Origin of the sequence: Desulfacinum infernum DSM 9756 (assembly GCF_900129305.1) — a bacterium.
Classification (GTDB): Bacteria; Desulfobacterota; Syntrophobacteria; order Syntrophobacterales; family DSM-9756; genus Desulfacinum; species Desulfacinum infernum.
Genome location: NZ_FQVB01000006.1, coordinates 1 through 12,474, shown reverse-complemented (window position 1 = coordinate 12,474; position 12,474 = coordinate 1). Strand labels below are relative to the sequence as shown.

Here is a 12,474-nt window from a genome sequence, read left to right as displayed (position 1 = left end):
CGATGATTACGGTGACCATCAACGGAAAGGCGTACCAGGCCCAGCCGGGCATGACGGTGATGGAAGTGGCGGACGCCAACGGCATCCGCATCCCCAGGCTCTGCTACCACAAGGCCTTGAGCCCCATCGGGGCCTGCCGCATCTGCGTGGTGGAAGTCAAGCCGGGGCCGCCCCGACCCGTTCCCGCCTGCACCACCCCGGTGGCGGACAAGATGGAAGTGGTCACCGAATCGGAAAGCCTCGCCCATTACCGCCGGGAACTCCTGCAGCTGCTGCTCATCAACCATCCCCTGGACTGTCCCATCTGCGACAAGGGCGGGGAATGCGAACTGCAAAACCTCACCCGGGAGCTGAAGATTTCCGACCAGCCCTACCAGGCGGCCAAGCTCACCCCCCAGTACGACAGCCAGTCCCCCTTGATCGAGCGCTATCCCGACCGGTGCGTCAACTGCGAGCGGTGCGTGCGCACCTGCCGGGGCTGGGTGGGGGCGGCCGCCCTCTACTTCGACAACCGGGGTTACCGCACGGCCGTGACCGCCGGCGGCAAGGTGATGGACTGCGAGTTCTGCGGCTCGTGCATCGGGGTCTGTCCCACGGGGGCCATCATCGACAAGACGTTCAAGTATTCGGCCCGCGCCTGGCAGCTTCGGAAACAGGTGATCGTCTGTCCCTACTGCGGCGGCGGCTGCCATCTGGTGCTGGAAACGAAGAAGGGGAAACTGAAACGGGTGACGGCCTCCTTCGACGAGTCGGTGAACGGCGGGATCATCTGCAGCCGGGGCCGTTTCAGCCTGGACATTGTCCAGCACGAAAAGCGTCTTACGCAGCCCCTGGTGCGGAAAGACGGGGTGCTTACTCCCGTGGGCTGGGAGGAAGCGCTGGACTATGCGGCGGAGAGGATCCGGGAGATCCGTAGCCGGTACGGACCGCGGGCCTTGGCCGGGATCGGTTCGGCCCGGGCCACCAACGAAAGCAACTACACCTTCCAGAAGTTCTGTCGGGCGGTACTGGGGACTTCCCACGTGGATTCCACCGGCGCCCTGGATCACCAGAAGATGCTTCGGGCTTTGGTCCATGTTCTGGGCCGCCCCCGGGTGGCCTGGGCCGAAGGGGAAGGAGCATCCCATCGGGCGATCCGGGAAGTTTCGGGATTCCAGGTGGCCTTGGGAACCCTGGACGACCTGGATCGGGCCGACACGGTCCTGGTGGTGGGTTCCGACGTGAAAAAGGAGACGCCGCCGCTGGTCTGGCGCATCAACCAGGCGCAGAAACGAAAGAGTCTTCGGGAGCTTCTGGTCGTGAGCTCCCGGCACACCCGGTTCCGATCTTCGGCCCGATGGGGCGGGACCTGCCGGCCGGGAAGTTCGGGCTTCGTGGTGCTGGGGATCCTGAAGGCCCTCTTTGAAACCGGCGGAGAAAGGCTTCGCGGACTGGGGGACTTTCGACGGGAGGAAGTTCTCCGGCGCCGGCTGGACGCCACCCGGTGGGATCTGGTGCAGGATGTGACCGGACTGGACCGGGATGGGATGGTCTTTCTGGCGGAGCGGCTCCTGGAAGCCGAAAGGCCTTCCTTGGTGGTGGGCTACGACCTGGCGGGCCTCCAGGACGGCTACGACGCGGCCTGCTACGTGGCGGACCTCCTGCTGGTCCTGGGAAAGAAGCTCAAGGTGCACCTCACCGCGGAAAAGGCCAACACCCAGGGCTGTTCGGACATGGGCGTGAGCCCCTATTGGCTTCCCGGCTACGCTCCCTTGGATGAGGCCGACCGCTTCCAAGCGGTCTGGAAGACGGACGTGCCCCGGGATCCCGGTTTGCCGCTTCCGGCCATGCTGGCCGCCGCGGCCGGGGAAGGCCCGGAACCCGTCCACGGGCTGCTGATCCTGGGAACGGATCTTTTCGGCACCACCCTCAACGCAGGCGTCGTGGAAAAGGCCCTGGATCGGGTGCCGTTTCTCATGTGCCAGGAAGCGTTCCTGAATCGGACGGCTTCCAAGGCCCACGTGGTCTTCCCGGCACGACTGGCGGTGGAGACCGAGGGGACGGTGACCAGCGGGGAGCTTCGCGTGCAGCGCCAGAAGGGGATTTCTTTCCCGGACGGGCCCCTGGAGGACTGGAAGATTCTCTGCGAGCTCTCCCGGCGTCTGGGCCGTCCCATGGAATACCTGTCCGCTTCCGAGATCTTTTCGGAGATCAGCGGACTGTTTCCCCATTACGATCAATACGCCCTGCCGGACATTCCCGCCGAAGGATTCTGGTGGAATCGCCTGTACCGTACCAAATACGGATCCACGGGCTGGCGCCGGGTGCTGGACCCCAGCCTGAAGGCGGTCATCCCCTGGCTCGAATTGCCGCCCCGATCCGAGAAAGACCGTCCGTTCCTGCTGCTGGTGAGCCGGTCCCTTTTCCAGTCGGGAACCCTCAGCCGCTACGGGCTGGGAGCCCGAACCCTGGAGCCCCGGGGACGATTCCGGCTGCATCCTCAAGACGCGGCCGAACTGAAGGTGAAGGACGGCGATGAGGTCCGGGTGGAGTCCGCATCGGGCGCCGTTTCCGGCCCGGTGGAATTGGACCGGCGGGTGCCGCGGCAAACGGTGCAGGCGGCTTTGCATTTCGAGGATCTGCCCGTAAGCCGGCTGACGGACGGGGGGATTCTCCGTCCCGTGCGCGTGACCCGCGCGGCGGCCGATCCCGGGCCGAAATAGGAAGAGGACGGTATGGACTGGATCGTTTACGGCGTGATCACCCTCATCAAGACGGCCGTGCTCCTTTTCGTCCTGCTCACGGCCGTGGCCTACGCCACCCTCATGGAACGAAAGGTGCTCGGGTTCATGCAGCTTCGCCTGGGCCCCAACCGGGTGGGACCGTGGGGGCTCCTGCAGCCTTTGGCGGACGGGGTGAAGCTCTTTTTCAAGGAAGACATCTCGCTTCCCGTGAGCGAACCGCGACTTTATGCCATCGCGCCGTGGGTGACGGCTGTGGCGGCCATCACGCCCTTTCTGGCCATCCCGTTTGCGGACACGGTGGCGCCGGAGACCGTGGAGGTCTTCGGGCGCACGGTGGATCTGGCCCAATACGGCATTCACCGGGGCGTCATCGCGGATCTTCCCGGCGCCGTCCTCTTCATCCTGGCCATCTCGTCCCTTTCCACCTACGGCGTGGTTCTGGGCGGGTGGGCCTCGGACAACCGCTACTCCCTGCTGGGAGGAATCCGGGTGACCGCCCAGATGATCAGCTACGAGCTGTCCCTGGGAATGGCGGTGGTGGGGGTTCTGCTGGTGGCCGGATCCATGCGCCTCACCGAAATCGTGGACGCCCAGGCGCGGCTTCCCTTCATCGTCTACCAGCCGCTGGGCTTCGTGCTCTACCTCACAGCGGCCTTTGCGGAAGCCTGCCGCACCCCCTTCGACCTCATCGAGTGCGAAAACGAGCTGGTGGCCGGCTACCACACCGAATACAGCTCCATGAAGTTCGGCCTGTTTCAGCTCGCCGAATACGCTCACATCATCACCGTGAGCGCCGTGGCCGTGACCCTCTATCTGGGCGGATGGCAGGGGCCGTGGCTGCCGTCCGGTCTCTGGTTCGTCCTGAAAACCGGCGCCCTGGTCTTTTTCTTCATCTGGGTGCGCGCCACCTACCCTCGCGTGCGCTACGACCAGCTCATGAGCTTCGGCTGGAAGGTGCTCCTGCCTCTTTCCCTGGCCAACATCCTGGCGACCGGGTGCGCCGTGGCGTGGTGGGGGTGAAGGTAAAAGGTAAAAGGTAAAAGGTAAAAGGTGAAAGGTGAAAGGTGAAAGGTGAAAGGGGAAAGGGGAAAGGGGAAAGGGGAAAGGGACAAGGGACAGGGCGAAGGGTTGAAGAGGGCATGTCGGCGCAGCGCAGCCCTTCCAGGGTGGTGCAGGGAGCGCCATGACCCTTAGCTGAAAGGAAGGCCATGATCGGACCGTTGCTTAAGGGGCTTGGAAAGACCCTGGAACAGATGTTCCGCAAGCCCATCACCATCGAGTACCCGGAGAGGAAACGGGAGGTTTCCGAGCGGTTTCGGGGCCACCCCCGGCTGCTTCGGGACGAAAACGGGCGCATCAAGTGCGTGGCCTGCCACCTGTGCGAAACCATCTGCCCGTCCAAGGCCATCACGGTGGAGCCCGAAGGCGGCGAGGAGATGCACGACAAGCACCCGCGGGAATTCATCGTGGATCTCGCCCGGTGCATCTTCTGCGGATTCTGCCAGGAAGCCTGCCCCAAGGGGGCCATCATGCTCAACCGCAAATACGAACTGGCCCAATACCGGCGGGACGTTCTGGTCTACCACAAGGAAAAGCTCCTGGAAGAGTAGGGGGCGAAGCCACAAGGACAAGCGATGGAACTCTTCCTCTTTGTCACCTTTTCCGCATTGACCGTGGGAAGCGCCGCCGCCGTGGTCTGGCACCCCCATCCGGTGAAAAGCGCCCTGTTTCTCATCCTGTCCTTCTTTTCCATGGGCGGGCTGTACCTGCTCCTCCAGGCGGAATTCATCGCCCTCATGCAGGTCCTGGTCTATGCCGGGGCGGTCATGGTGCTCTTTTTGTTCGTCATCATGCTCTTGAACCTGAAGCCGAGGGGTGAAGACCGGGCCGCCTTCAAGGTGAGGGTCCGCTGGGCGGTCCCGCTGGTGCTTTTCTTCGTGGGAGGCGTCTTGACGGCGGTGACCGGGGCCCTCGCTCGACTCGCGCCCGCCGGATCCCACGGGCCCGACTGGGTGGCGGCCCAGGGAGGCAACATCCGGGCGCTGGGCCGTCTTCTCTTCACCCGGGGACTGCTGCCCTTCGAAGTGACGTCCGTGCTGCTGCTGGTGGCGGTGGTGGGCGTGATGGTCTTGGCCAAGAAAGAAAGACGCTGAAAGAAAGGCCGGAAGATGGTGCCGCTCCATTATTACCTGCTGGTGAGTGCCTTGCTGTTCGCCATCGGCGTGACGGGCGTGCTGGTCCGCCGAAACGCCATCGTGATCTTCATGTCCATCGAACTCATGCTCAACGCGGCGAACCTGAGTTTCGTGGCCTTTTCCCGGGAGCTCCAGGATCTGAGCGGCCAGCTTTTCGTCTTTTTCGTCATGGTGGTGGCGGCGGCGGAGGTCACCGTGGGGCTGGCCATCATCGTGACCCTCCATCGCAACTGGAAGACCATCCACGTGGACGCCATCCGCATGCTGAAGGGATAACGCCGCCGTCGCTTGGGCGGTGGGGCACGAAGGAGAAGACATGGACAGTGCATGGCTCATTCCCGCATTTCCCTTTGCCGGCTTTCTCATCAACGGCCTGTGGGGACGGCGGCTGTCCAAGAAACGGGTGGGAACGGTGGCCTGCGGCGCCATGGCGCTGGCGTTTCTCACGGCGCTTCGGCTGTTTTGGCTTCTGCTGCAGCAGGCTCCCGACCGGAGGATCTGGGAGCCGGTCTACTACACCTGGATCGCGGTGGGCGAGTTTTCCGTGCGGGCCTCCTTTCTGCTGGATCCCCTGAGCATGGTCATGGTGCTGGTGGTGACGGGAGTGGGTTTGCTCATCCACATCTATTCCACGGGCTACATGCACGACGATCCCGGCTATGCCCGTTACTTCGCCTACCTCAACCTGTTCGCCTGCGCCATGCTGCTGCTCGTTCTGGCCGGAAACCTGCTGGTCCTCTTCGTGGGCTGGGAAGGGGTGGGCCTTTGTTCCTATCTGCTCATCGGCTTCTGGTACGAAAAGCGCTCCGCATCCGATGCGGGCAAAAAGGCCTTCATCGTGAACCGGATCGGCGATTTCGGCTTTCTTCTGGCCATCTTTCTCACGTTCTGGACCTTCGGGACGCTCCAATTCAGCGAAATCTTCCAGGCCGCCGTCCAGCGGTTCCAGCCCGGAGACATGGTCCTGACCGGCATCACGCTGCTTCTTTTCGTGGGAGCGGTGGGCAAGTCGGCCCAGCTCCCGCTCTACGTGTGGCTTCCGGACGCCATGGAAGGTCCCACGCCGGTTTCCGCCCTCATCCATGCGGCCACCATGGTGACCGCCGGGGTCTACATGGTGGCCCGCTGTTCGGTGCTCTACGCCCTGGCTCCGCTTTCCATGGGCGTGGTGGCCGCGGTGGGCTGCGCCACGGCGGTCTTCGCCGCCACCATCGGGCTCGTGCAAAACGACATCAAGCGGGTGTTGGCCTATTCCACGGTGAGTCAGCTGGGCTACATGTTTCTCGGCTGCGGCGTGGGGGCCTACGTGGCCGGGATCTTCCACCTCATGACCCACGCCTTCTTCAAGGCCCTTCTCTTTCTCGGTGCGGGCAGCGTCATCCACGCCCTGGGCGGCGAACAGGACATCCGGCGCATGGGCGGGCTGCGCCGCTGGCTGCCGGTGACCTTCTGGACCTTCCTCGCCGGATCCCTGGCCATCGCGGGGATCTTTCCCTTCGCCGGATTCTTCAGCAAGGACGAAATCCTCTTCGAAACCCTCATGACGGGCCATGGGCTCCTCTACACCCTGGCACTGGGCGGCGCCGCCCTCACGGCCTTCTACATGTTCCGGCTGGTCTTCCGGACCTTCTTCGGGGAAAGCCGGATGGACCCCGAAACGGCCCATCATGTCCACGAAGCCCCCGGCGCCATGGCGGTCCCGCTGACGATCCTGGCGGTTCTCTCCCTGGTGGGAGGCTGGGTGCAGGTGCCGATCCTGGAGGACGGAAAGCGGTTCGCCCGGTTCCTTTCCCCGGTTTTTGAATCGGCCCGCGGCATCCTTGCCGGAACCTCGGAACATGGGACCCATCCGTCCCTGTGGGTCGAAGGGGCGCTCATGGGCCTTTCCGTCATGGTGGCCCTGGCGGGCATCGGAGTGGCATATCGCTGGTACGTGGCCGATCCCCAGCGGCCGGAAAAGGTGGCGGCGCGGTTTTCCCGCGCCTACCGATGGCTCCTCCACAAGTACTACGTGGACGAGCTCTATCAGGCCGTGGTGGTGGAGCCCCTGAAGCGCCTGGCGGAAACCGTGCATGAGTGGGTGGACCGGGCGGTGATCGATGGGGCGGTGGACGGGGCCGGCGCCCTCTTCCGCCGGGCGGGAGCCGTGCTTCGTCGCATCCAGACGGGGCTGGTCCAGCACTATGCTCTGTCGGTCCTGGCGGGGGTGTGTCTTCTGATTCTGGCCGCCCTGGCCGTATAGGGGCGTAGCCGAAAGGCAGGGGCGATCTTCACGGGGTGCGAAGGCCCTTCGAGGGATGATGTCATGGAAAACGTGTTCTTTCCCGTTCTTTCCGCCATGGTTTTCACGCCCCTTCTGGGGGCGCTCCTCCTGGTCTTCGTGGACCGGGAAAACCGGCCGCTCCAGCGCTGGGTGGCCCTGGTGACCATGGCGGTGGTCTTCGGCTTCGCCCTGATCGTCTACGGGGGATTCGACCCGGCCCGAGCGGGCATGCAGTTCGAGGAATGGACGCCCTGGATTCCCGCCCTGGGCATCTCCTACCATCTGGGGGTGGACGGCATCAGCCTGCTCTTGGTGATGCTCACGGCCTTCCTGGGACCCATCTGCGTGCTGGCCTGCTGGCGGGACATTCGGGATCGTGTGAAGGAATTTCTGGTGTGCCTGCTGCTCCTCCAGACGGGCATGCTGGGAGTCTTCCTGGCCCTGGACCTGGTCCTTTTCTACCTCTTCTGGGAAGTCATGCTCATCCCCATGGCTCTTCTCATCCTGGTGTGGGGACACCCCGCCCGAAGGGTCTATGCGGCGGTGAAGTTCTTCCTTTACACCATGGCCGGGTCCGTCTTCATGCTGGTCGGAATCCTGGTGCTCTACTTCCATCAGGCCAAGACCACGGGTACCTATTCCTTCGATCTCACGGACTTCATGGCCCTTCGGCTACCTTTCCGCCTGCAGCTCTGGCTCTTTGCGGCCTTCGGCGTGGCGTTCGCCATCAAGGTGCCCATGTTTCCGTTCCACACGTGGCTCCCGGACGCCCACACGGAGGCGCCCACCGTGGGAAGCGTGGTGCTGGCCGCCGTGCTTCTCAAGATGGGTACCTACGGCTTTTTGCGGTTCAACCTGCCGCTCTTTCCGGAGGCGTCCGTCTTTTTCACGCCGCTCATGGTGGCCCTGGCCCTGGCGGGAATCATCTACGGGGCGTTCATGTGCCTGGTGCAAAAGGACCTGAAGCGCCTCATCGCCTATTCCAGTGTGAGCCACCTGGGATTCGTCCTGCTGGGACTCTTCACCTTCACCCTCCAGGGCCTGCAGGGAAGCCTGATCCAGATGATCAACCACGGGCTGAGCACCGGCGCCTTGTTCCTGCTGGTGGGCATGCTTTACGAGCGGCGCCATACGCGGATGATCGCCGACTTCGGAGGCCTGTCCACCCCCGTGCCCCGGCTGGCCGTCTTTTTCATGATCGCCACCCTGGCTTCCATTGGGCTGCCGGGCCTGAACGGCTTCGTGGGGGAGTTTCTCATCCTTCTGGGAACCTTCAAGGTCCGGCCGCTGTGGGCGGCGCTGGGGGCCACGGGCGTCATTCTGGCGGCCTGGTACATGCTGTGGATGGTGCAGCGGGTTTTCTTCGGCGAGGTTCACAAGGAGGAAAACCGGTCCCTGTTGGACCTGGTGCCTCGGGAGGTGGGCCTGTTGGTGCCGCTGGTGGCCTGCATGGTGTGGATCGGCGTGGCGCCCACGGGCTTTTTGAAAAAGTCGGAACCCGCCGTGGACCGGGTTCTCGCGCGGGTGCAGCAAGTGCAGCAGACGGCCCGGGAAAAGACGCAGCTCAAACCCGAATGTCTCGTTTCCTGGTATCCAGCGGATCGAAAGTGAGGCGACGTCCATGTCGGTGGTGGAAGCCCTTTACCAGTGCAGCGGCCTTCTGGCCGTTCTCATCCTCTTTGCCACGGGGGTGCTGATCCTGCTCCTGGACGCCTTTTCTCCGCTGGGGCGCAAAGGCCGGCTGGGCGGCGTGGCCGTGGCCGGAACCGCGGCGGCTCTGTTCGCCGCCTGGCAGAGCGAAAGTCCGGGGGAACCGCTCTTTTTCGAGATGGTGGTCTGGGACCGGTATGCGCTCTTCGTCACATCGGTCATCCTGCTGGGGGCGCTTTTGGTGCTCCTGCTGTCCCTGGAAGGCCGTCGCCGGGACGGCGCCGGGACGGGCGAATACTACGCCCTGGTGCTTTTTGCCGCCACGGGCATGGTGCTCATGGCCCAGGCGGTCCACTTCATCATGATCTTTCTGGGCCTGGAAATCCTTTCCATCAGCGTTTACGTGCTGGTGGGGCTGCCGCGCCATGAACGGCGGGCCAACGAGGCCGCCCTGAAATACGTGCTCCTGGGGGGCTTTGCGTCAGGGTTTTTTCTCTACGGCCTCACCTTCCTCTACGGCGCCACGGGCTCTCTTTCCATGACGGCCATGGCGTCCTATCTGGGCACCGGAGAGCGGGTCTTCAACAGCTACCTCCTCCTGGGAACGGCCCTGGTGCTGGCGGGATTCGCCTTCAAACTGGCGCTGGTTCCCTTTCATCTCTGGACGCCCGATGTGTACGAGGGCGCGCCCACGCCCATCACCGCCTACATGGCCGTGGGGGTGAAGGCGGCGGTGCTGGCCGCGCTGGTTCGCACCTTCCGGGAGGCGCTTCCGGCCGTGGTGCCCCATTGGACGACGGCCCTGTGGATCCTGGCGGCGGTGACCATGACCGTGGGAAACGTGATGGCGCTGGTGCAGCAGAGCGTCAAGCGCATGCTGGCCTATTCCAGCATCGCCCATGCGGGGTATCTCATGGTGGCGGTCGTGGCCGGAACCCCGTCGGGCGTGACCGCCTTGCTGGTGTATCTCCTGGCCTACACCGTGATGAACGTGGGCGCCTTCGGCGTCATGGTGGTGGGTCAGAAGGAGCGGGACGGGGGGGAACTCCTGCAGGATTTCGAGGGGTTGGGTTTTCGGTGTCCCCTGGTGGGCGCGGCCATGGCCCTCTTTCTCTTCTCCCTTGCGGGCATCCCGCCCACGGCGGGCTTTCTGGGGAAACTGCTCGTCTTTTCGGCGGCCGTGGAGGCGGGTTATACATGGCTTGTGATCCTGGCCGTGATCAATTCGGTGGTGGCCGCTTATTATTACTTGCGCGTGGTGATCGCCATCTACAGGCGATCGGAGGCGGCCGAAGCCGGCCCGGAGCCCGCGATCCGGCTTTCGGGAGGGGAGCGGGCGGCGCTCATCCTGGCCGGCCTGCTCACGGTGGGAGTGGGGGTGCTGCCCCAAGGTTTCTGGGAAATGGCTCGGCGCGCCGTGCTGGCTCTTGGCTGACGGCGCCGACGGCGTCGGGCGTCGAGGGAAGGATGGACCATGGAAGAAAAAAAGGACAAGCCGCAGGTGCAGAAGGCGTTGACCCTGGTCCTGCAGGGGCTGTTGGGCAGTTTATCCGAGCCGCAGGTGGCCGAGATGGTGGTGGACCGCCTGGCGAAGAAGGTGCAGGAAGACGGGTGCTGCCCGCTGAACGTCCAGGACGTGTCGGACCTGGAGGCCTGCCCCTTCACCGCCCTCAGCCTGGAGTGCTTTCAGCGACAGGCCTTCGTGGCCGGGGACATCGACGAAGAGAGCGTGGGGATGCTTCGGCTCTTCAAGAATCCCTACCTGCAGGGGTTCATGAACATCAGCCGGACGGTCACCTCCACCCTGGAATACCGCAAGGTGCTGCAGGTGATCGTGGAGGAGGTGACCAAGATCTTCCAGGCCAAGGGCTGCACGCTCCTTCTGCTGGACAAGGACAAGGCCCGCCTCGATCAGGCCGCCGCCTACGGGCTCAGCGAAAAGTACCTGGAAAAGGGCCCCCTGGATGCGGAAAAGAGCATCGCGGAGACCACGTCGGGCACGCCGGTGCAGATCTACGACGTGCAAAACGATCCCCGGGTGCAGTACCCGGCGGAAGCCGCCCTGGAGGGGATCGGATCCATCCTGGCCGTGCCCATCGTGATCCGCGACCGGGTGATCGGCAGCATGCGCATCTTCACGGAAAAGAAGCGCCGGTTCCACAAGTACGAAGTGGAATACGCCATGGCCGTGGCGGAACAGTGCGGGATCGCCATCGAAAACGCCATCATGTACAGCAAGGGAAAGGAAAAGTACCGGTCGCTCCTATCCGAGGTACACAACTGGATCGAGTATTGCGCCTACCGGCCCGAATGACGTGAAGAAGAACCGCGCAGGGACGCCCATGACCGTTCCCCGGAGAGCTTACGTCAGCGGATGCGGTAAACCTTTTCGGTCCAGTCGACGGCTTCCAGGTAGCGGGATGTTATGGCGCCCGGATCCAGCTTGAGGCCCGTGCAGATCCGGCTGATGGTGTCCCAGTGGGCCTTTTCGTAGCCCAGAACGATCTCGAAGAGGACCCGATAGCGGTTGAGCGTTCCCAGGAGCGCCTCCCTCACATCGTCTTCCAGCGGGACTTCCTCCAGGGCCTCTGCCATGGGCCTTCCCAGCAAGGTGTCCACCACCGAGAAAATGCCCATGAGAAAGAGCTGATCCGCTTCGCTTGCCATGCCCACCAAGGGAGCCAGCAGCTCCAGGAACCGCGCCCGGACCAGGGACAGCCGGAGAAGTTCCTGGGGTTCTTTCATGGTGAGGCGCGTATAGACCGAAAGGGTGGCCCACTTCCGGAGCTCCCGCTCTCCCAGAAGGACCAGCGCGTGCCGCACGGATCCCACCTTGTGGCGGAAAGCGAAGAAGGCGGAATTGACGTAGCGAAGCAGCTTGTAAACCAGGGCGGGGTCCTGCTTGATCACCTTCTCCAGGGCGTCGAGGTCCAGGTCGGGTCTGTTGATCTGCTGGATGAGCCGCAGGGCGTTGACTTTGTAGACGGGGATATCTTTGCGGGCAATGATGACCGGGCGGCTGAAGAAATATCCTTGAAAGAGGGAATAGCCCGCCTCCAGAGCCTCGTGGAATTCCTCCCGCGTCTCGGTCTTTTCCGCCAGAAAGCGTTCAACCTGATCTCCGAACTTTCGTACAATAAGACGCCGTTCCTCCGGGGTGGTGAAACGGACATCCACCTTGAGAATGTCCGCGAGGGCCAGCAAGGGGAGGTGATGGTGGTTTGCAAGGACGAAGTCGTCCAGGGCCAGGGTGTAGCCTGTCCGCTTCAATCGCTTGCAGGCTTCCACGATTTCGGGGAGCGGCTCAACGTCTTCCAGGATTTCGACCACCGCCCATTCACGGGGAAGATAGTAGCCCAAGTTTGTCACTTTTGTGTGTAAGTTACTGATTTTGTTGTAGAGTGCTTTCAAATTCTACACTACAAATTTTTCATTCGATGACGGTCAGCCTCCTTAATGGCCGTACCGGGAGCCCGAGAGCATTGTAAATTTTCACGTGAACCGGTTCCGGCTCGGACGTGTGTCGTATGTGAATGACCTGCCCTTTGTCATTGACCATGCTGGTGGTCACCCGCACTTGGCCACTCAGATGCGTTCGCAAGGTGGCCCAGTGGTGACGAATTCCGCTTTCGCGAAGCGTCCT

Annotated in this window: 10 protein-coding genes and 1 pseudogene; 9 read left to right on the top strand and 2 right to left on the bottom strand. The window is 63.3% G+C overall.

Annotated features, from left to right (window positions below; genetic code table 11):
• Positions 1–2: 2 nt before the first annotated feature.
• The 9 genes from BUB04_RS03080 (at position 3) to BUB04_RS03040 (ending at position 11,145) form a co-directional block, all read left to right on the top strand.
• The gene (locus BUB04_RS03080; protein WP_073036852.1) at positions 3–2,702 is read left to right on the top strand and encodes a molybdopterin-dependent oxidoreductase; all 2,700 of its coding nucleotides are present in this window, start codon (positions 3–5) and stop codon (positions 2,700–2,702) included.
• 12 nt (positions 2,703–2,714) lie between these two features.
• A complete protein-coding gene (gene nuoH, locus BUB04_RS03075; protein ID WP_073036850.1) occupies positions 2,715–3,743 on the top strand; it encodes an NADH-quinone oxidoreductase subunit NuoH in 1,029 nt (342 codons plus the stop codon).
• Positions 3,744–3,931: 188 nt separating this feature from the next.
• The gene (locus tag BUB04_RS03070) at positions 3,932–4,333 is read left to right on the top strand and encodes a NuoI/complex I 23 kDa subunit family protein (protein WP_073036848.1); all 402 of its coding nucleotides are present in this window, start codon (positions 3,932–3,934) and stop codon (positions 4,331–4,333) included.
• 24 nt (positions 4,334–4,357) lie between these two features.
• Entirely contained in the window at positions 4,358–4,876 is a 519-nt protein-coding gene (locus BUB04_RS03065) for an NADH-quinone oxidoreductase subunit J family protein (protein WP_073036846.1), read from the top strand.
• A 15-nt stretch (positions 4,877–4,891) separates the two neighbouring features.
• The gene (gene nuoK, locus BUB04_RS03060; RefSeq protein WP_073036844.1) at positions 4,892–5,194 is read left to right on the top strand and encodes an NADH-quinone oxidoreductase subunit NuoK; all 303 of its coding nucleotides are present in this window, start codon (positions 4,892–4,894) and stop codon (positions 5,192–5,194) included.
• A gap of 40 nt (positions 5,195–5,234) precedes the next feature.
• Positions 5,235–7,160 (top strand): NADH-quinone oxidoreductase subunit L, encoded by a 1,926-nt coding sequence (gene nuoL / locus BUB04_RS03055; RefSeq protein ID WP_073036842.1) that lies wholly within the window; start codon positions 5,235–5,237, stop codon positions 7,158–7,160.
• Between the two features lie 63 nt (positions 7,161–7,223).
• A complete protein-coding gene (locus BUB04_RS03050) occupies positions 7,224–8,792 on the top strand; it encodes an NADH-quinone oxidoreductase subunit M (RefSeq protein ID WP_073036841.1) in 1,569 nt (522 codons plus the stop codon).
• A 10-nt stretch (positions 8,793–8,802) separates the two neighbouring features.
• Positions 8,803–10,266 carry an NADH-quinone oxidoreductase subunit N gene (locus BUB04_RS03045; protein WP_073036839.1) on the top strand — a complete coding sequence of 488 codons (1,464 nt, stop codon included), beginning with the start codon at positions 8,803–8,805 and terminating at the stop codon, positions 10,264–10,266.
• Between the two features lie 39 nt (positions 10,267–10,305).
• Positions 10,306–11,145: a GAF domain-containing protein gene (locus BUB04_RS03040; protein ID WP_084076057.1), complete on the top strand. Its 840-nt coding sequence runs from the start codon at positions 10,306–10,308 to the stop codon at positions 11,143–11,145.
• A 53-nt stretch (positions 11,146–11,198) separates the two neighbouring features.
• Here the strand turns inward: BUB04_RS03040 and BUB04_RS03035 are convergent, their stop codons facing one another.
• Both BUB04_RS03035 and BUB04_RS19235 read right to left on the bottom strand, forming a co-directional pair.
• Entirely contained in the window at positions 11,199–12,191 is a 993-nt protein-coding gene (locus BUB04_RS03035) for an EAL and HDOD domain-containing protein (protein WP_073036837.1), read from the bottom strand.
• Between the two features lie 70 nt (positions 12,192–12,261).
• A pseudogene (locus tag BUB04_RS19235) lies at positions 12,262–12,474 on the bottom strand (hypothetical protein); the annotation flags it as partial.

Bases quoted from the DNA above. Each gene is read 5' to 3' on its own strand.
- BUB04_RS03045 (WP_073036839.1), top strand. From the start codon at position 8,803: ATGTCGGTGGTGGAAGCCCTTTACCAGTGCAGCGGCCTTCTGGCCGTT.
- BUB04_RS03070 (WP_073036848.1), top strand. From the start codon at position 3,932: ATGATCGGACCGTTGCTTAAGGGGCTTGGAAAGACCCTGGAACAGATG.
- BUB04_RS03080 (WP_073036852.1), top strand. From the start codon at position 3: ATGATTACGGTGACCATCAACGGAAAGGCGTACCAGGCCCAGCCGGGC.
- BUB04_RS03065 (WP_073036846.1), top strand. From the start codon at position 4,358: ATGGAACTCTTCCTCTTTGTCACCTTTTCCGCATTGACCGTGGGAAGC.
- BUB04_RS03050 (WP_073036841.1), top strand. From the start codon at position 7,224: ATGGAAAACGTGTTCTTTCCCGTTCTTTCCGCCATGGTTTTCACGCCC.
- nuoL (WP_073036842.1), top strand. From the start codon at position 5,235: ATGGACAGTGCATGGCTCATTCCCGCATTTCCCTTTGCCGGCTTTCTC.
- nuoK (WP_073036844.1), top strand. From the start codon at position 4,892: ATGGTGCCGCTCCATTATTACCTGCTGGTGAGTGCCTTGCTGTTCGCC.
- BUB04_RS03040 (WP_084076057.1), top strand. From the start codon at position 10,306: ATGGAAGAAAAAAAGGACAAGCCGCAGGTGCAGAAGGCGTTGACCCTG.
- nuoH (WP_073036850.1), top strand. From the start codon at position 2,715: ATGGACTGGATCGTTTACGGCGTGATCACCCTCATCAAGACGGCCGTG.